The organism is Stenotrophomonas sp. NPDC077421, assembly GCF_049545505.1.
In the GTDB taxonomy this organism is placed as follows: domain Bacteria; phylum Pseudomonadota; class Gammaproteobacteria; order Xanthomonadales; family Xanthomonadaceae; genus Stenotrophomonas; species Stenotrophomonas nematodicola.
In genome coordinates, this window is record NZ_JBMWDP010000010.1 from 43,806 (window position 1) to 61,367 (window position 17,562).

Annotated in this window: 22 protein-coding genes; 14 read left to right on the plus strand and 8 right to left on the minus strand. The window is 68.0% G+C overall.

Annotation, left to right across the window (positions count from 1 at the left end; genetic code table 11):
- Positions 1–42 precede the first annotated feature (42 nt).
- Positions 43–621, minus strand: coding sequence for an EF-hand domain-containing protein (locus tag ACPEH1_RS07490; RefSeq protein WP_153164487.1), 579 nt, complete (start codon positions 619–621; stop codon positions 43–45).
- A 155-nt stretch (positions 622–776) separates the two neighbouring features.
- Here ACPEH1_RS07490 and ACPEH1_RS07495 point away from each other — a divergent pair, with 155 nt between their 5' ends.
- Both ACPEH1_RS07495 and ACPEH1_RS07500 read left to right on the plus strand, forming a co-directional pair.
- Positions 777–1,532, plus strand: coding sequence for an arginyltransferase (locus ACPEH1_RS07495; RefSeq protein WP_017354934.1), 756 nt, complete (start codon positions 777–779; stop codon positions 1,530–1,532).
- A 37-nt stretch (positions 1,533–1,569) separates the two neighbouring features.
- Entirely contained in the window at positions 1,570–2,775 is a 1,206-nt protein-coding gene (locus tag ACPEH1_RS07500) for an endonuclease/exonuclease/phosphatase family protein (protein ID WP_017354935.1), read from the plus strand.
- Between the two features lie 31 nt (positions 2,776–2,806).
- Here ACPEH1_RS07500 and purT read toward each other — a convergent pair whose 3' ends face one another.
- Positions 2,807–3,994 carry a formate-dependent phosphoribosylglycinamide formyltransferase gene (gene purT, locus ACPEH1_RS07505; RefSeq protein ID WP_423715555.1) on the minus strand — a complete coding sequence of 396 codons (1,188 nt, stop codon included), beginning with the start codon at positions 3,992–3,994 and terminating at the stop codon, positions 2,807–2,809.
- 139 nt (positions 3,995–4,133) lie between these two features.
- On the opposite strand from purT, the gene ACPEH1_RS07510 reads away from it, so the two are divergent.
- The 7 genes from ACPEH1_RS07510 to ACPEH1_RS07540 all read left to right on the plus strand — a co-directional run bounded on the left by ACPEH1_RS07510 (position 4,134) and on the right by ACPEH1_RS07540 (position 8,606).
- Positions 4,134–5,018, plus strand: a complete 885-nt coding sequence (locus ACPEH1_RS07510) for an SPFH domain-containing protein (RefSeq protein WP_153164489.1) — start codon at positions 4,134–4,136, stop codon at positions 5,016–5,018.
- Between the two features lie 4 nt (positions 5,019–5,022).
- Entirely contained in the window at positions 5,023–5,202 is a 180-nt protein-coding gene (locus tag ACPEH1_RS07515; protein WP_017354938.1) for a hypothetical protein, read from the plus strand.
- Positions 5,199–5,378, plus strand: a complete 180-nt coding sequence (locus ACPEH1_RS07520) for a DUF4177 domain-containing protein (RefSeq protein WP_017354939.1) — start codon at positions 5,199–5,201, stop codon at positions 5,376–5,378. The genes ACPEH1_RS07515 and ACPEH1_RS07520 overlap by 4 nt, the downstream gene beginning before the upstream one ends.
- A 1-nt stretch (position 5,379) precedes the next feature.
- Entirely contained in the window at positions 5,380–6,582 is a 1,203-nt protein-coding gene (locus tag ACPEH1_RS07525) for an alpha/beta fold hydrolase (protein WP_423715557.1), read from the plus strand.
- A gap of 90 nt (positions 6,583–6,672) precedes the next feature.
- Positions 6,673–7,227, plus strand: coding sequence for a PH domain-containing protein (locus tag ACPEH1_RS07530; protein ID WP_423715559.1), 555 nt, complete (start codon positions 6,673–6,675; stop codon positions 7,225–7,227).
- Positions 7,228–7,236: 9 nt separating this feature from the next.
- A complete protein-coding gene (locus tag ACPEH1_RS07535) occupies positions 7,237–8,046 on the plus strand; it encodes a D-alanyl-D-alanine carboxypeptidase family protein (RefSeq protein ID WP_312709352.1) in 810 nt (269 codons plus the stop codon).
- 29 nt (positions 8,047–8,075) lie between these two features.
- Complete coding sequence (locus tag ACPEH1_RS07540; RefSeq protein WP_423715561.1) at positions 8,076–8,606, plus strand: hypothetical protein; 531 nt, start codon at positions 8,076–8,078, stop codon at positions 8,604–8,606.
- Positions 8,607–8,616: 10 nt separating this feature from the next.
- Here ACPEH1_RS07540 and ACPEH1_RS07545 read toward each other — a convergent pair whose 3' ends face one another.
- The 5 genes from ACPEH1_RS07545 to ACPEH1_RS07565 all read right to left on the minus strand — a co-directional run bounded on the left by ACPEH1_RS07545 (position 8,617) and on the right by ACPEH1_RS07565 (position 12,967).
- Positions 8,617–9,291, minus strand: a complete 675-nt coding sequence (locus tag ACPEH1_RS07545) for a DNA-3-methyladenine glycosylase family protein (RefSeq protein WP_423715563.1) — start codon at positions 9,289–9,291, stop codon at positions 8,617–8,619.
- Between the two features lies 1 nt (position 9,292).
- Entirely contained in the window at positions 9,293–9,664 is a 372-nt protein-coding gene (locus tag ACPEH1_RS07550; RefSeq protein WP_017356776.1) for a DUF423 domain-containing protein, read from the minus strand.
- Between the two features lie 105 nt (positions 9,665–9,769).
- The gene (locus tag ACPEH1_RS07555; protein ID WP_017356777.1) at positions 9,770–10,849 is read right to left on the minus strand and encodes an SRPBCC family protein; all 1,080 of its coding nucleotides are present in this window, start codon (positions 10,847–10,849) and stop codon (positions 9,770–9,772) included.
- A 280-nt stretch (positions 10,850–11,129) separates the two neighbouring features.
- Complete coding sequence (locus tag ACPEH1_RS07560; RefSeq protein WP_017356778.1) at positions 11,130–11,771, minus strand: response regulator; 642 nt, start codon at positions 11,769–11,771, stop codon at positions 11,130–11,132.
- Positions 11,771–12,967 carry a sensor histidine kinase gene (locus ACPEH1_RS07565; RefSeq protein WP_017356779.1) on the minus strand — a complete coding sequence of 399 codons (1,197 nt, stop codon included), beginning with the start codon at positions 12,965–12,967 and terminating at the stop codon, positions 11,771–11,773. The genes ACPEH1_RS07560 and ACPEH1_RS07565 overlap by 1 nt, the downstream gene beginning before the upstream one ends.
- A 138-nt stretch (positions 12,968–13,105) precedes the next feature.
- Between ACPEH1_RS07565 and ACPEH1_RS07570 the strand changes: the two genes are divergently transcribed.
- Genes ACPEH1_RS07570 through ACPEH1_RS07590 form a run of 5 tightly spaced genes read left to right on the plus strand, consistent with a single transcriptional unit; the run spans position 13,106 to position 16,129 of the window.
- Positions 13,106–13,702, plus strand: coding sequence for a GNAT family N-acetyltransferase (locus ACPEH1_RS07570; RefSeq protein WP_017356780.1), 597 nt, complete (start codon positions 13,106–13,108; stop codon positions 13,700–13,702).
- Positions 13,703–13,717: 15 nt separating this feature from the next.
- Entirely contained in the window at positions 13,718–14,488 is a 771-nt protein-coding gene (minC, locus tag ACPEH1_RS07575; RefSeq protein WP_423666619.1) for a septum site-determining protein MinC, read from the plus strand.
- A 36-nt stretch (positions 14,489–14,524) separates the two neighbouring features.
- Positions 14,525–15,334 carry a septum site-determining protein MinD gene (gene minD / locus ACPEH1_RS07580; protein ID WP_136006162.1) on the plus strand — a complete coding sequence of 270 codons (810 nt, stop codon included), beginning with the start codon at positions 14,525–14,527 and terminating at the stop codon, positions 15,332–15,334.
- Positions 15,335–15,336: 2 nt separating this feature from the next.
- Positions 15,337–15,597 (plus strand): cell division topological specificity factor MinE, encoded by a 261-nt coding sequence (gene minE / locus ACPEH1_RS07585; protein ID WP_017355894.1) that lies wholly within the window; start codon positions 15,337–15,339, stop codon positions 15,595–15,597.
- 46 nt (positions 15,598–15,643) lie between these two features.
- Positions 15,644–16,129: a hypothetical protein gene (locus ACPEH1_RS07590; RefSeq protein WP_423715564.1), complete on the plus strand. Its 486-nt coding sequence runs from the start codon at positions 15,644–15,646 to the stop codon at positions 16,127–16,129.
- Between the two features lie 114 nt (positions 16,130–16,243).
- On the opposite strand, the gene ACPEH1_RS07595 is transcribed toward ACPEH1_RS07590, so the two are convergent.
- The gene (locus ACPEH1_RS07595) at positions 16,244–17,476 is read right to left on the minus strand and encodes a DUF819 domain-containing protein (RefSeq protein ID WP_017355896.1); all 1,233 of its coding nucleotides are present in this window, start codon (positions 17,474–17,476) and stop codon (positions 16,244–16,246) included.
- Positions 17,477–17,562 lie beyond the last annotated feature (86 nt).

A 17,562-nucleotide genomic window follows, 5' to 3' on the forward strand; every position in this document is an offset into this window, starting at 1 on the left:
GGGCCGGGGCCCGGCGGTGCGTTGCGATGGGCGGACGCTGCGTCAGCGGGCCTTCGGTGCCGGCGGAGCGTCACCCCGGTGACCGCCGCGCGGACCACCGAACGGGCCCTTGGCGGCGTCGAACTCGGCCTTGCTGATCTGGCCGTCCTTGTTGGTGTCGGCGGCAGCGAACCACGCATCGCGGTGCTGCTTCATGCGCAGCTCGCGGTCGGCCTTGTCCAGGTAGCCATCCTTGTTGACGTCCATCTGGTCGAAGCGCGCGGCCAGGCGCGGATCAGCCTTGGCCTCCTCGCGGCTGATGCGGCCGTCCTTGTTGGTATCCAGCCTGGCCATCATGTCGTCGCGGCCACCCGGGCCACGGCCGTGCCGCTTGCCATGCCAGCGCGGCAGTTCTTCGCGCGAGAGCTTGCCATCCTTGTTGGCGTCCAGGGTGTCGAACTTGGCGGCAAGACGCGGCGCCTTGGCCGCCTCGGTGCGGTCGATGAAACCGTCGCCGTTGGTGTCCAGCGTGGCGCGGGCCGGCGCACCGGTCGGGGTCGGGGCATCGGCGGCCACCGCCAGACCGGTCGCACCGGTGGTCATCAGCAGGGCCATCAGCAGAAGGGGGTTGCGATTGCGCATGGGTCACTCCGGTTCGTAGGGAAATCCGTGTGCGGTGCGTGGGCACCCACACCGGTAACAACGCGCGGGCACCGTCGGGGTTGACCGTCCCGGCGGCCGTGTTCATTTGGCAGACAGTCGCGCCGCCTGCGACGGCCGGGCGCTATGCTGGGCGCATGGCAATACACGGCGACCGCGACGACGAGCTGCGACTGTTCCAGACCGGCGACCACCCCTGTGGCTACTGGCCGGACCGGGCCGCGCGCGACCTGGTGCTCGACCCCCACGACGCACGCCTGGGGTCCCTGTACCCGATGGCGCTGAGCTGGGGCTTCCGCCGCTCGGGCGATCTGGTCTACCGCCCGCACTGCGCGCAGTGCCATGCCTGCGTGGCGGTGCGTGTCCCGGTGGCGCGCTTCGCGCCGGACCGCAGCCAGCGCCGCTGCCTGGCACGCAACGCCGACCTTGAGGTGCGGATCGTGGCAGCCGAACAGACCGACGAGCAGTTCGCGCTGTACCACCGCTACCTGACCCATCGCCACGCCCAGGGCGGCATGGACGAACACGGCCCGCACGAGTTCGACCAGTTCCTGATCGGGCAATGGTCGCAGGGCCGCTTCCTGGAGGTGCGCGGGCCGGGCCAGCCGGGGCACCGCGGCGACCTGCTCGGCGTGGCCGTCACCGACGTCACCGCGCAGGGGCTGTCGGCGGTGTACACCTTCTTCGATCCGGACCAGGCCGCACGCGGCCTGGGCACCTTCGCGATCCTGCAGCAGATCGCCTGGGCCCGTCGCGAACAGTTGCCACACCTGTACCTGGGCTACTGGATCCGCGACCACCGCAAGATGGACTACAAGCGCCGCTTCCGCCCGCTGGAGGCCTACGACGGCCGCCGCTGGCACGATTTCGACGACGACCGGGACGGGCGCTGACGCACCGCTGACATCGCGTCGGGTGCAGAATATGCGCATGAAAGCCCATCCCCTGATCCTTGCCCTGGCCCTGCTGTGCAGCGCCTGCGCCCAGAGCCCCGTCAAGACCGCCGCCATGCCGGACACGTCCTCCGCGCCCCTGCGGATTGCCACCTACAACACCTCGCTGTACAGCGACGAGACCGGCGGGCTGATCGCCGAGCTGGAAGGCGACAGCGAGCACGCACGCAAGATCGCCGCAGTGCTGCAGCAGGTCCGCCCGGACCTGGTGCTGCTCAACGAGTTCGACTACGACGACGCCCACCGCGCCGCCGACCTGTTCCAGCAGCGCTACCTGGGCACCGCCCAGCCCGGCGGCGGCGAGCCGCTGCACTACGCCTACCGCTACCTCGCCCCGGTCAACACCGGCGTACAGAGCGGGCTGGACCTGGACAACAACGGTGAGATCGGCGGCGACGGCCGCGCCCGCGGCAACGATGCCTGGGGCTACGGCCTGCACCCGGGCCAGTACGGCATGCTGGTGCTGTCGCGCTACCCGATCGATGCGGACAAGGTCCGCAGCTTCCAGTTGCTGAAGTGGAGCACGATGCCGGGCGCGCTGCGGCCGATCGATCCGCGGACGGGCACCTCCTTCTACAACGACCACGTGTGGTCGCAGCTGCGCCTGTCCTCCAAATCGCATTGGGACGTGCCGGTGACCACGCCGAACGGCGTGGTCCACGCGCTGGTCTCGCACCCCACCCCGCCGGTGTTCGATGGCCCGGAAAAGCGCAACGCCGCGCGCAACCACGATGAGCTGCGCCTGTGGCAGGAGTACCTGTCGGCCGGCGACAAGCCCTGGCTGTGCGACGACCGCGGCCAGTGCGGCGGCCTGGCGCAGGACGCGCGCTTCGTGATCCTGGGCGACCTCAACAACGACCCGGTCGATGGCGATGGCCGCCACGAGGCGATTGTCGAGCTGATCGAGAACGCACGCGTGCTGCGCTATCCGACCCCGCGCAGTGCAGGCGCCGAACAGACCAGCCTGGCCTATGCGGCCAAGGGCATCGTACGCAAGGGTGCGCCGTTCCATGCCACCGGCGATTTCGGGCCGAAGTCGGGCACGATGCGCCTGGATTACGTGCTGCCCTCGGTCGGTTTCAGCTACGTGGGCAGCGGCGTGTTCTGGCCCGCCAACGAACACCCGGAGGCGAAAATCGCCGATGGCAGCGACCACCACCTGGTGTGGGTGGACGTGCGCTGAGGGACGTACCTACCGCTTCATTGCGCCCCGGTCAGGGGCGCAGTTCAATCCCGATGGCGTCGGCCGCCTCACGCGCGATGCGGCGTGCGTCGTCGATATCGGCGCCGCGCGCCAGGGTGACGCCGACGCGGCGGTGACCATGCACGCTGGGCTTGCCGAACAGGCGCAGCGCCGTGTCGGGATGGACCAGTGCGGCATCCACATTGCTGAAGAAGGGCACGCCTTCGCCGTGCGCCAGCATCGCGCAGGAGGCGGACGGACCGCTCTGGCGGATCAGCGGGATCGGCAGGCCGAGAATCGCCCGGGCGTGCAGCGCGAACTCGCTCAGTTCCTGCGAGGCCAGCGTGACCAGGCCGGTGTCATGCGGGCGCGGCGAGACTTCGCTGAACCACACCTCGTCGCCCTTCACGAACAGCTCCACGCCGAACAGGCCCCAGCCGCCGAGATCGTCGGTGATGGCCTGCGAGATTTCTTCGGCACGCGCCAGCGCGCGCGGCGACATCGACTGCGGCTGCCAGCTTTCGCGGTAGTCGCCGTCCTTCTGCCAGTGGCCGATCGGCGCACAGAACGAGGTGCCGCCGGCATGGCGCACCGTCAGCAGGGTGATTTCGTAGTCGAAATCGATGAAGCCTTCGACGATGCAGCGCCCCGCGCCGGCGCGGCCGCCGGTCTGCGCGTATTCCCAGGCCGGCGCGATGTCGGCCTCGCTGCGCAGGGTGCTCTGGCCCTTGCCCGACGACGACATCACCGGTTTGACCACGCACGGCAGGCCGATCGCCGCCACGGCGGCGCGGTACTCGGCCTCGGTATCGACGAACCGGTACGGCGAGGTCGGCAGCCCCAGGGTTTCGGCGGCCAGGCGACGGATGCCTTCGCGGTCCATCGTCAGGCGCGCGGCGCGCGCGGTGGGCACCACGCGCTGGCCGGTCTCCTGCTCGAGCTGCACCAGCGTTTCGGTGTGGATGGCCTCGATCTCCGGGACGATCAGATGCGGCTGTTCCTGGGCAATCAGCGCGCGCAGCGCCATCGCATCGAGCATGTCGATCACATGCGCGCGATGCGCCACCTGCATCGCCGGGGCATCGGCATAGCGGTCGGCGGCGATCACCTCCACCCCCAGCCGCTGCAGCTCGATGGCGACCTCCTTGCCCAGTTCGCCCGAGCCCAGCAGCAGGACGCGGGTGGCGGAAGGAGACAGCGGCGTGCCGAGCGTGGTCATGGCGTTTTCCGGGCATCAGGGGCGGGTGGGCATTCTAGAGCGTGGCGGCCGGCGACGGGATGATCCCGGGACAGGAGGCACTTGCATGTTGATATCATTTTGATATCTTTGAGTCCCAACCCTCCCAAGGACGATCCCCGTGAAAGAGAAAACCATCCGTTCGATGTCCGGCCTGGTGCTGCTCGCCCTGGTGCTGCTGGCGTCTCTGCTGGGCGGCGCCCTGTTTGTGGGCGGTGTCATCGAGCAGAAGCAGGCCGGCGGCGCGCTGGCGGTGCTGTCGATCCTCGCGGGGCTGGGCATCGGTGCCTTGGCGATGTTGGTGCTGGCCGGCGTATACACCGTGCAGCCCAACCAGGCCGTGGTGCTGAGCCTGTTCGGCAAGTATGTCGGCACGGTCAAGGACAACGGTCTGCGCTGGAACAACCCCTTCTTCAGCAAGAGAAAGGTCAGCCAGCGCGTGCGCAACTTCGAAAGCGGCAAACTGAAGGTCAATGAACTGGATGGCAGCCCGATCGAGATCGCCGCAGTGATCGTCTGGCAGGTGGTGGACGCCTCCGAGGCGGTCTACAACGTGGACGACTACGAGAGCTTCGTGCACATCCAGTCCGAATCGGCCCTGCGCGCGATGGCCACCAGCTACCCGTACGACCAGCATGAAGACGGCCAGCTCTCCCTGCGCAGTCACGCCGCCGAGATCTCCCAGCACCTCAAGGACGAACTGGCCGAGCGCCTGGCCGATGCCGGCGTGCAGGTGCTCGACGCGCGCATCAGCCACCTGGCCTACGCCGCCGAAATCGCCCAGGCGATGCTGCAGCGCCAGCAGGCCAACGCCGTGATCGCCGCACGTACGCGGATCGTGGCCGGTGCGGTGGGCATGGTCGAAATGGCCTTGGCCGAGCTGCAGAAAAACGGCGTCGTGCAGCTGGACGAAGAGCGCAAGGCGCACATGGTCAGCAACCTGCTGACGGTGCTGTGCTCGGACCGTGGCACCCAGCCGATCGTCAACGCCGGCTCGTTGTACTGACGTCATGGCCGAGAAGAAAGCCTATCCGCTGCGCATCAACGCCGACGTGCTGGCGGCCGCGCAGCGCTGGGCCGATGACGAGCTGCGCAGCCTCAACGCACAGATCGAGTACGTGCTGCGCGACGCACTGCGCAAGGCCGGACGCCTTCCCAAACCGGATGCCAACAAGGAGAACAGTGAATGAGCAAGCGTTGGAAGTACCTGACCGTGGAAGTGAAGCCCAGCTGGTCGGGGAAGATGGACACCGAGGAAGTGCAGACGCAACTGAACCGGCATGGGCAGCTTGGCTGGGAACTGGTCAACATCGTCATGGCCGCACCGATGACCGCAGCGGTCCTGGTCTTCAAACAGGAGGCCTGAGATGCACACGACGCTCCGTCGCGGCGCCGCTCTGATGTTCGCCAGCCTGGCGCTGGCGGCTGCGGCCGCGCCGCCGGAACAGACCGCCACTGCCGTGCTGGACCGACTGCAGGCCGGCGATGCGCAGGCGGCCGAGGCGCTGTTCACGCCGGAACTGGCCCAGGCCGCGCCCGCCGCCACGCTGCAGGCGCTGTGGCAGTCCTTCGGCGAACCGCGCGGCCGCGGCGCGGCGCGGGTGACCCCCCACCAGGGCATGCAGGTTGTCGTGCAGCCCCTGCAGTTCGCCACCGGCACGGTCGATGCGCAGGTGGCCGTGGATGCGGCCGGCCGTGTCGCCGGGCTGATCTTCCGGCCCGCCGCCACGCCTGCGGCGCCCGCCCCGGACGTGCCTGCCGGCGCCGGTTATCGCGAGCAGCCGCTGGAGATTCCCACCACCAGAGGCAGCCTTCCCGGCACGCTGGCCATGCCCGCCGGCACGGGGCCGTTCCGCGCGGTGGTGCTGGTGCATGGCTCCGGTCCACAAGACCGCGATGAAACCATCGGCGCCAACCGGCCCTTCCTGGACGTGGCGCGCGGGTTGGCGGCGCAGGGCATCGCGGTCCTGCGTTACGACAAGCGTACCCACGCCCGTCCGCAGGATTTCAGCGGTACCGGCTACACCGTGGACGATGAAACCACCGACGATGCGGTGGCCGCCATTGCGGCGCTGGCCGCTACCGCCGGTATCGATCCGCGGCACCTCTATGTGATGGGCCACAGCCAGGGCGGCATGCTGGCCCCGCGCATCGCCAGCCACTCGGGCAAGGTCGCCGGGGTAGTGCTCTGGTCCGCGCCGGCGCGCTCGCTGCTCACCCTGCTGCCCGAACAGAACCGCTACCTGCTGGGCCTGGACGGCCAGATCAGTGCCGATGAGCAGGCCTTCCTGGACAAGCTCGATGCGCAGATCGCCGCCGCGCGCGGCACGGCACCGACGGACGCCGCCGACCTGCCGCTGGGCCAGCCGGCACGGTACTGGCAGTCGTTCGAGGCGATCGATCCGGTTGTCGACGCGCGCCCTGGCGCAGCCGATCCTGCTGCTGCAGGGCGGGCGCGACTTCCAGGTGGTCGATACCGACTGGCAGCTGTGGAGGCGCGGGCTGGCACGGCAACGTGCGGTCACCTTCCGCGACTACCCGTCACTGAATCACCTCGGCATCGCCGGTGAAGGTCCGGGATCGCCGAAGGAATACACCCGGCCCGGCCACGTGGCCGCGCCGCTGATTGATGATGTGGCGCGATGGATCGGAGCACAGCCGTGAACGCGACACTCCCTGCCGCCCGCACCTTCGCGGTGGCACCTGCAGCGGTATGGCGGCTGCTCTGGCTGTGGGGGCCGCTGCTCGGCTGCGCGGCGCTGATCGTGGTCGGCACGCTGCAGTCCGACCAGCGCACCACGCACGAACTGGCGTTGACCGTGCCGTTCCTGGCGCTTCTGCTGGCGGTGCTGACCTGGGCCTTTTTCCGCCGCCGCATCACCCTGCAGGGCAGCACGCTGGACGTCACGGCCGCGTTCTACCGCAGGCAGGTGCCGGTGCAGGCGATGATGCTGGCCAAGGCGCGGGTGGTGGACCTGGCCGGACATGACGCGCTCCGCCCGCGGATGATGCTCAACGGCTACGGCGTGCCCGGCTTCAACGCCGGGCACTACCGGCTGCGCGACGGCAACCGTGCGTACTGCCTGCTCACCGACGCCAGCCGCGTGCTGCACATCCCCCTGCACGACGGCAGCGTGCTCCTGCTCAGCCCCGAGCAGCCCCGCGCCCTGCTGGCGGCACTGCAGGCGCTGGCCGGGCCTGCGGCCACGCACTAAGCTGGGCACATGCGCCGATCCCCTGCCCTGCTGATCAATACCGCCGAGATCGAACTGTGGCCCGGCGGACTGCTGCGCGCACGCGGCAATGCCGATGCGCGTGCCCTGGCGACTGCCCACACGGTATTGCGGCGCAAGCGTGATGGTCGCTACCTGGCGGCGGTATCCACGCACGGTGTACTGCCGCTGGTGCCGCGGCTGATGCGCGAACCCGGCATCGACGCGGCGCTGGATGCGCTCGAACACCACCTCACCGGTCGCGAGCGTACGCACGATCTTGACGGGGTGTTGCCGCTGCACGGCTTGGAGGTGCGCCTGGCGCAGCTCGGGGTCGATGCGCAGGCCTACGAGCACACGACCGGGCTGGCGCTGGAAGCCGAACCGGCACGACTGCAGTTCGCCGGCCGCGACCGCTACCGTCGCCCGCTGTGGCTGCACCATCGCGCGGCACGCAGCTGGCAGCGCATGCGCGCCCAGGCCGCCGCCGACGGGATCGTGCTGGAGGCCATCTCCGGCTATCGCAGCCACGATTACCAGCTCGGCATTTTCGAGCGCAAACGCGCGCGTGGGCTGGCGGTGGCCGATATCCTCACCGTCAACGCGGCACCGGGCTACAGCGAGCATCACGGTGGACGTGCGCTGGACATCGGCAGTCCGGGCGAACCCCCGGCGGAAGCGAGCTTCGAGGCCACCCCCGCCTTTGCCTGGCTGACGGCGCACGCGGCCGACGCCGGCTTCCGGTTGAGCTACCCACGCGACAATCCGCACGGCATCGTCTACGAACCCTGGCACTGGTGCTGGCACCCGGCGGGCGACTAACCTTCGCATTCGAACAAGGGAGCGGGATCATGGACGACATCAGCCCGTATCAGGTGGGCACGACGACGCGGCCAGCCGCACCGCGCCGGGCGTGGGATCACGCACCGCGCCCGCTCACCTCACCGATCCGGCAGATGGCCGCACTGGGCGCGATCCTGGCCGTGCTGGCAGTGGGGATGGCCGTGTACCACCTGGGTGATGCGGTCCAGATCAGCATCGAGACATCGGATGGGCGCATCGGCATGTCGCTGGCCGCGGCCGTGTTCCTGGTCGATGCGTGCATCCAGATCGCGCTGTCCTGGGGCGTGCTGCGCGCCAGCCGCGTGGCCGCCTGCCTGCTGATGGCCTACTACCTCGCGGGCAAGGTCCTGCTGCTTGTCGTTGGCGACGGCCCGACGGTGCCGGGCCTGGCCTGGATGGTGGTGGTCTGCGGGGTGATGCTGCGCGGCACGATCGCCACATTCCGCTACCACGGCCACCTGAAGCAGGAGCAACGCCATCCGCCCCGCCGGCTCAGCAACGACCCGGCCTTCGCGCCGAGGACGCCGGCCCTGGAGTGACCCGCCGCGCTCAGTCCTGCGAACGGTTGGTGGGCGCCTTCGGCGCGTCGGTGAAATCGGCGATCCGCCACAGGTACAGGCTGGCGTAGGTCCGGAACGGGCCCCACGCGGCGCCGCGCGCCTGCAGTTCCTTCGGCGTCGGCATCAGCGCGGCCTTGTCCACGCGCTGGGCACCCTTGCGCACGCCGAGGTCGTCGACCGGCAGGATGTCCGGCCGGCCCAGGCGGAACATCAGCATCATTTCCACGGTCCAGCGGCCGATGCCACGGATCGGCACCAGCGCGGCAATGATCGCATCGTGGTCCATCACCGACATCCGGCGCAGGTCGGGAATCTCGCCGGCCGCCTCGCGCCGCGCCAGGTCACGCAGCGCCAGCGCTTTGTTGCCCGACACCCCGCACGCGCGCAGGCCCGGATCATCGATGCGCGCCAGGGTATCGGCGTGCAGGCGCGGGCTGCCGATCGCCGCTTCCACCCGGCCCACGATGGTGGATGCCGCCTTGCCGCTGAGCTGCTGGAACAGGATCGCCCGCGCCAGCGCATCGACCGGGTCGAACGAGCGGCCCCACCCCGGGGGCGGCTCGATCGGACCGAGCCGTTTCATCCAGGTGCCGAGGCGACAGTCACGCCGGCTCAGCCAGGCGTATGCCTCCTCCACATCGAAGCCGCGGCGGAAGCGCGGCACCTCAACGCCTCAGGGCATTGAAGGCGTACACCACCCACCCCAGCATCAGCGCGCTGCCGCCGACCGGCGCCAGGCCGGTGCGGAACTGCCAGACCGCTCCGGCGACCAGGCTGCCCGAGAAAAGCAGCGTGCCCAGCAGCAGCACTGACAGGGCCAGCTTGCCGACCCGGTTCTGCTGGGTGGCCCCCAGCGCGGCCAGCGCCACGCCGTGCCCGAAGGCGAACAGCGCGGCGGTGTTGACGTGCGACTGCGCCAGCGGCTCGGCGATGCCATGCGACGCATAGGCCGACAGACCCACCGCCGCGGCGGCCAGCAGGCCGCCCAGGCAGGCCAGCAGTGAGGGTCTGCGCGCGCGTCGTTCGAGGTTGAGCATCCTTCCATCCTTCCAGACAAGGCTCCCACAACGGAGCGGCAAAAAAAAACGCGCCGCAGGAAGCGGCGCGTTTTCGTCGTGCGTTACATCACGGCAACCGTCGGTTTACTTGACGGCCCAGTAGATGTCGTACGTACCTTCCGGGGTGAAGGACTTGTCCACACCACCGTTCCAGGATTCGTACGGACGGTCGATCACTTCGTTGCCGGCAGTGACAGCCCAGGCACGCAGAGCGTTGCGCGCCACGTCCAGACCCGCCATGTGGCCGGTATAGGCCGCGTGGGCCGAACGGTGCGGCGCGACATGTACGTACTTGACCGGTGCGTCACCGTCGATCTTCACCGTCAGGGCCTCGGCCGAGGCCGCTTCAGCACCCTTCTTCTTGACCGGCTGGGCCACGTCGAAGGCGTACTTCTCCTGACCGAAGTCGGTGGTGATGATGCGCAGCGGACCGGCGGCTTCGAGGTTGTTGGCCTCCATCACGCGCTTGATCCATTCCTGGTTGTCGCGGATCGACTTGGTGATGGTTTCCTGACCGCGGTCGACGTTGCCGGCGTTGACGACCAGCAGGTCTTCGACCGGGACATCGACGATGGCCAGATCGGTCAGCGGGGCTTCGGCAGTGCGGTAGTCAACGTTCGGCACGGTGGCCAGCATGTTGGCCATGCGGCTCAGACCCAGCTTCAGGTCGTCACCGATGTGGCGGCTGACGTACAGGCCGGCGTAACGACCGAACAGGTCGAAGCCGTACTTGACGCTGTAGTCCTGCGTGATCTTGACGTTGCGGCCACCCTTGCCGGTCGGCTCGAGGGTGAAGCTGGTGGTCTTGTCGTGGCCCTTGCTCGGGTCCTCGATCGCGATCGCCACGTGCTTGTTCTGCTCGGACTCGGTGATCACCCAGCTGCCCTGGCCCAGGGAGCTTTCCTTGGAGGCGTAGTCCAGGCGGGCACCCACGCCGGCGGCCGGGCCGGAGTGCTTCAGCTCAACGGCGGGATCGCGCAGCAGCAGCGGGTTCCAGTCCTTGAAGCGGCGCAGGCTGTTGACCGTGTCGAACACGATCGTCATCTTGCGGTTGGTCTCGATGCTTTCGGAAATATGGCGCTCGCCCGGCAGACATACGCCAATGATGACGAACAGGCCAGCCACGATCCCCAAGGCGATCAGGAACTCGATAATACGGGTCATTCAGGAGTCTCCGGGGCCGATCCCACGGCCGGGTTGATTGAAGCGAAGCGCCAATCCTAGCAGGCTTCGCGGGTGTTGTTGATCAGGATTGGCGCACCGGTTTCCATGCCGGCAGCGGTTTTGCATAGACAAGGAGCGGAAAGATAGCGCATCGCGGGTGCCAGCACGTAGGGGATGGGCGATATTTCTTTGCCGGATTCGGCGAAAACCCCTCGCCAGCCGCCCGCATCCCTTGTGCCGCAAGCCTTTCGGCCATCGGTGAATGTTTTTGCCGTGGGCCTCAGACCAGTTGGAGTTCGAAGGCCTTCAATACGGCCCGGGTGCGGTCGCGCACGCCCAGCTTGGACAGGATGTTGGACACGTGGTTCTTGATGGTGCCCTCGGCCACGCCCAGCGAATTGGCGATCTCCTTGTTGGAGAACCCGCTGGCCATCAGCCGCAGGATCTCGGTCTCGCGGTCCGTCAACGGATCGGGCCGGTCCAGGCTGACGAATTCGTTGCGCATGTGCTCCAGCCCGGACAGCAGGCGCTGGGTCACGGCCGGCTGGACCAGCGAGCCGCCGTCGGCCACGGTCCGGATCGCCCCGACCAGCTGTTCCAGGGTGACGTCCTTGAGCAGGTAGCCCTTGGCGCCGGCCTTCAACCCGGCCAGCACAAGCTGGTCGTCGTCGAACGTGGTCAGGATGATGGTGGGCGGCAACTGGTTCAATCGCGACAGCATCTGCAGTGCTTCCAGCCCGGACATCACCGGCATGCGCATGTCCATGAGCACCACGTCGGGCCGTACCTGCGGAACCACGTCCACCGCCTGGCGCCCGTCGGCGGCCTCGGCGACCACCTCGATGCCATCGTCGAGTGCCAGCAGCGAGCGGATCCCCTGCCGCACCAGGGTTTGGTCGTCGACCAGGCAGACGCGAATCATCAACGCACTCCTTCCAGGATGGCACCCAGCATCAGCACTGGCACGCCGGGGACCGAGGCGCACAGGCGGAAGCCCTGTCCCCGGCGGGTTTCGATCTGCAGCTCTCCGCCGCATTGTTGCAGGCGTTCGCGCATCCCGCGCAAACCATTGCCAACCACGATGCCGTCGGCCCCCACCCCGTCATCATGCGCCTGCAGCACCACCATGCCCGGCGCCTCGCGGCGCACGCGGATCCAGAGATTGCGGGCGTGCGCGTGGCGCACGGCGTTGGTGATGATTTCCTGGGTGCAGCGCAGCAGGACGTGCGCGCGCTCGGGGTCTTCCACGCTCAGCGGCTCTTCGATGTCCAGGTGGATGTCCAGCGACGGCACCTGTTCGGTCAGCGGGCGCAGGGCGGCGGCCAGGTCGATGGCGCCGCTGTCGCGCAGCTGGCTGACCGCCTCGCGCACGTCGGTGAGCAGCAGTTTGGCCAGGGTGTGGGCCTGGTGCACATGTTCCTGGGCCTGGCCTTCGGTGATGTGGCCGGCCACTTCCAGGTTCAGGCTGAGCGCGGTGAGGTGGTGGCCGAGCAGGTCGTGCAGCTCGCGCGAGATGCGGGTGCGCTCGTTGACGCGCGCGCTCTCGGCCAGCAGCACGCGGGTGGCGCGCAGTTCGGTGTTGAGCCGGCGCTGCTCCTCGCGGGCGTCGGTCTGTTGCCGGGCGACCAGGCTGGTCACGAAGATGAACATGGAGAAGCCGCCGTACAGCAGCGACTGCATTATCGCCTCGAACAGCGAGAACGGCAGGAACAGGTAGTAGACCGGTGCGACGGCCAGCTGGCTCAGCAGCAGCCAGATCACGCCCACCCGTGCCGGCAGCATCCACGGGATCACCCCGGCGGCCACCATCATCAGAATGCTGCCCAGGCCCGAACCGCTGAGGAAGCTCACCCCGAGGGCCGACACGGTCAGCAGAACCAGGATCGCGCGGTCGTACCAGGCCGAGTGGCCGCCGTGGCGCAGACCACGGGTCAGCCACAGGTAGCCCCCGCCGAACGCCAGGTAGGCCACGAACAGCAGCACGGCGAACAGGTCCACCCCACCGCTGTGGCGGATCAGGGCTTCGTACTGGGAGTACACCAGCGGCAGGCCGAGCATGACCCAGGTGAACAGGCCGGCCAGTCGCAGTACTCGGGTTTGGCTGAGGTATCCCAACATGGATGCATCTTAGGCTGAACCTGCGCCCCTGCACCCGGACATAAGTCATGGCCGCCGGGTCGCGGGGGGCCTCCACCCATGCAATAATCCGGCGCAGGGCCCCTTGATGGGCCAACCGCGTTACCCCACGGAGTCACAATGTCGATTGTCATCCGCGACGTGCGCGAGCACGAGCTCGATTCCGTCCTGGCCCTGAACAACAACGCCGGCCTGGCCATCCTGCCGCTGGATGCCGCGCGACTGCGTCTGTTCTACGAAACCGCTGAATATTTCCGCGTCGCCGAGCGCGACGGCAACCTGGCCGGTTTCCTGATCGGCTTCGGCAGCGAGAGCCAGCACGACAGCACCAACTTCGCCTGGTTCAAGCAGCACCTGGGCACCGGCTTCTTCTACATCGACCGCATCGTGGTCGCCAGCCGCCGTCGCGGCGGTGGCGTCGGCCGTGCGTTCTATGCCGATGCACAGAGCTACGCCGAGCTGCGCTACCCGCAGATGACCTGCGAGGTGTTCCTGGACCACGGCGCCGACGCCGCCCTGCTCTTCCACGGCAGCTTCGGCTTCCGCGAGGTCGGGCAGAACACGATGTCGCACGTGGACGTGCGCGCCAGCATGCTGCTCAAGGACCTGTGCAGTTACCAGTGGGTGCACGACACCTACGGCGACCAGCTGCCCGACGTGCCCTGGGTGGGCCACCGTCGCGAGCCGCTGCGCGTACAACGGCCGACGGGGACCTGATTGGTGGCAGCGAACATGGATTTTGAACAGGCCGGGGAACTGAAGATCGGCCAGGTCGGTATCGCCAACCTGCGCATCCGCACCCTCGACGTAGAACGCCTCACCCGTGAAATGCACGACCGCGTGGCACGCGCGCCCAAACTGTTCGGGCGCGCGGCGGTGATTCTGGATTTCGGCGGCCTGAGCCAGATGCCCGACGTGGCCACGGCCCGGGCACTGCTCGATGGCCTGCGTGGTGCCGGCGTGCTGCCGGTGGCGCTGGCCTATGGCACCACCGAGACCGAGCTGCTGTCCCAGCAGCTCGGCCTGCCCCTGCTGGCCAAGTTCCGCGCGCAGTACGAGCGCGCCGAGGCCGAACCCGTCGCCCCGCCACCGGCACCGGAACCGCCGCGCCGCACCCGCGCGGCGGCGGCCACGCCCGCACCGGTTGCAGCGCCCCCGGCCGCTGCAGCGTCGCAGCCCGGCCGCATGCAGACCAGCAACGTGCGGTCGGGCCAGCAGCTGTATGCCGAAAACTGCGACCTGACCGTGATGGCCACGGTGGGCGCCGGCGCGGAAGTGATCGCCGACGGCAGCATCCATATCTACGGTACGCTGCGGGGCCGCGCCCTGGCAGGTGCCCAAGGCAATACCACGGCGCGTATTTTCTGCCGTGATTTCCATGCTGAACTGGTCGCCATTGCCGGCCATTACAAGGTACTGGACGATGTCCCGGACACGCTGCGCGGCAAGGCCGTGCAGGTGTGGCTGGAACAGGACCAGATCAAGATCGCTGCGCTGGACTGATGCAGCCCCCAAAATACAAGAATCAGGAGAAGTCCTTTGGCTGAAATCATCGTAGTCACCTCCGGCAAAGGCGGCGTCGGCAAGACCACCAGCAGCGCCAGCCTGGCCTGCGGGCTGGCACGTCGTGGCAAAAAGGTGGCGGTGATCGACTTCGACGTCGGCCTGCGCAACCTGGACCTGATCATGGGCTGCGAGCGCCGCGTGGTGTACGACTTCGTCAACGTGGTACACGGCGAAGCCACGCTCAAGCAGGCGCTGATCAAGGACAAGCGGTTCGACAACCTGTACGTGCTGGCTGCCTCGCAGACCCGCGACAAGGATGCGCTGACCCAGGAAGGCGTGGGCAAGGTGCTCAAGGACCTGGCCGCCGACGGCTTCGACTACATCATCTGCGACTCGCCGGCCGGTATCGAGAAGGGTGCCTTCCTGGCGATGTACTACGCCGACCGCGCCGTGGTGGTGGTGAACCCGGAAGTGTCGTCGGTGCGCGACTCCGACCGCATCATCGGCCTGCTCGATTCGAAGACGCACAAGGCCGAGTCCGGGCAGAGTGTGCCGGCCTTCCTGCTTCTCACGCGCTACAGCCCGGCACGGGTGGAAAGTGGCGAGATGCTGAGCATCACCGACGTCGAGGAAGTGCTGGGCCTGAAGGCGATCGGCGTGGTGCCCGAATCGGGCGACGTGCTGAACGCGTCCAACAAGGGCGAGCCGGTGATCCTGGACCCCGAATCGGCGGCAGGCCAGGCCTACGAAGATGCGGTGGGCCGCATCCTCGGCGAAGAGCGTCCGATGCGCTTCACCACCGTGGAGAAGAAAGGCTTCTTCAGCAAGCTGTTCGGAGGGTAAGCATGGGACTGTTCGATTTCCTGAACCGGAAGAAGACCACTGCCGAAACGGCCAAGAACCGCCTGCAGATCATCATCGCGCAGGAACGCAGCCACCGTGGCGGCCCGGATTATCTGCCGCTGCTGCAGCGCGAGCTGCTGGAAGTGATCAAGAAGTACGTCAATATCGACGCCGACGCGGTCAAGGTGGACCTGGTCAAGGACGGCGAGCACGACGTGCTGGATATCTCCGTGGCGCTGCCGGAAGGTCCGCAGCAGCCCTGACCGACACCGCCCCTTCCCTCCGGAAGGGGCGCACTTTTCGTATTGCATGACCACCGTCGCCACCGACGCCGAGCCGCAGGTCACCTGCGTAGGCGATATTGATTTCGAGGATGCCGCCACACTGCTGGCGGCGCATGCGCTGCGCCTGCATCGGATCGAGGCGGGTGCGCCGATCCCGGGCAGCTACTGGGGCGAGCCGGAGGCGGGCATCATCGGCAGCGATGTGTACGTCCGCGACGACACGCCGGTGCATTCGATGCTGCACGAGGCCTGCCACCTGATCGTGCTGCCGCCGGAGCGGCGCGCACGGGTCCACACGGACGCGACCGATTCGGTCCCCGAGGAAGACGCCACCTGTTACCTGCAGATCGTGCTGGCCGCGCAGCTGCCGGGCGTGGGCAGCGATCGGCTGATGGCCGACATGGACGCGTGGGGGTATACGTATCGCCTGGGGTCGACCAGAGCGTGGTTCGAGCAGGATGCGGATGATGCGAAAGCGTGGCTGATCGAACGCGGTCTTCTTCCTGCGTAAAGCATCGGTAGTGCCGGCCGTTGGCCGGCACGCGCTCTGTGTGCGTGCAAGTCCCCGGCGCTGCGCGCCGTCGCCCGACCGGCGGTCGGGCGCTACCCGGGTGTGGGCCGGGGGCTAGTGCCCTGCCAGCGAGCGCAGGGTGACGCCGACGATGTAGGCCAGATAGGTGCCGGTGGCGTAGCCCATCGTGCCGAGCAGCACGCCGACCGGGGCCAGCGACGGATGGAACGCGCTCGCCACGACCGGTGCCGAGGCCGGGCCACCGATGTTGGATTGCGAACCGATCGCAAAGTAGAAGAACGGCACCTTCAGCACCATCGCCAGCGTCGACAGCAGGACGATGTGCACGGCGATCCAGATCAAGCCGAGCAGGAACAGCCACGGGCGTTCCAGCAGCGCGAGCAGGTCCATCTGCATGCCGATGCACGCGATCAGGAAGTAGAGCAGCAACGAGCCGAGCTTGGAGGCACCGGCGCCTTCGAGATTGCGAGCCCGGGTGAAGCTCAGGGCCAGACCGCAGGTGGTGGAGATGACCACGACCCAGACGAATGGCGCGTCGAGGCTGAACTGCGGGGCCCAGCTGACGTGGCCCTTGAACCAGGCCGATACCGGCCCGGCGATGGCATGCGACAGGCCGACGGTGCCGAAGGCGACCGCGATGATCAGCATCAGGTCGGTCAGGCTGGCCACGCGTTCGTGTTCGGCCTGGAACTTCTCGATGCGCACCTTCAGCGCATCGATCGCCGAGGTATCGGCACCGGTGGCCGCGTCGATCTTCGATGCATGGCCGGCCATGAAGATCAGCACCGCCATCCACACGTAGCCCACGCCGACGTCGACCACGGCGAACTGGCCGAAGGTGGTGGCGTTGACGTCGAACACTTCGCGCATCGCCAGCATGTTGGCGCCGCCACCGATCCAGCTGCCGGCCAGCGCGGCCATGCCGGCCCAGGTATCGCCGGCAACGGTGGACGGATGCATCCACTTCATCACCAGAAAGGCCACCACTGCACCGAGCATGATGCTGAAGGACGCGCCCAGGTACATCGCGATGAGTTTCGGGCCGAGCCGCAGAATGCCCTTGATGTCCACCGCCAGGGTCAGCAGCACCAGCGCGGCGGGCAGCAGGACATCACGGGCGATCGGGTTGTACAGGCGCGTGTTCTGGCCGTCGATCAGCCCGACGGTGTTGTAGATGCCGGGGATCAGATAGCACAGCAGCAGAGCCGGCACGACGGCGTAGAAGTGTTTCCACAGCCCGCGCGGTCGCGAGGCGGTCCAGAACACGGCACCGAGGGTGGCGGCGATCAGGCCGAAGACGACGATGTCGTTCTGGATCAGGGGCATGAGAGCATCCTGGTAGTGCCGGCCGGGGCCGGCAACCTTGCAGAGTCGATGGGGGTGCCGGTCAGCCGCCGGCGCCAATGAAAAGC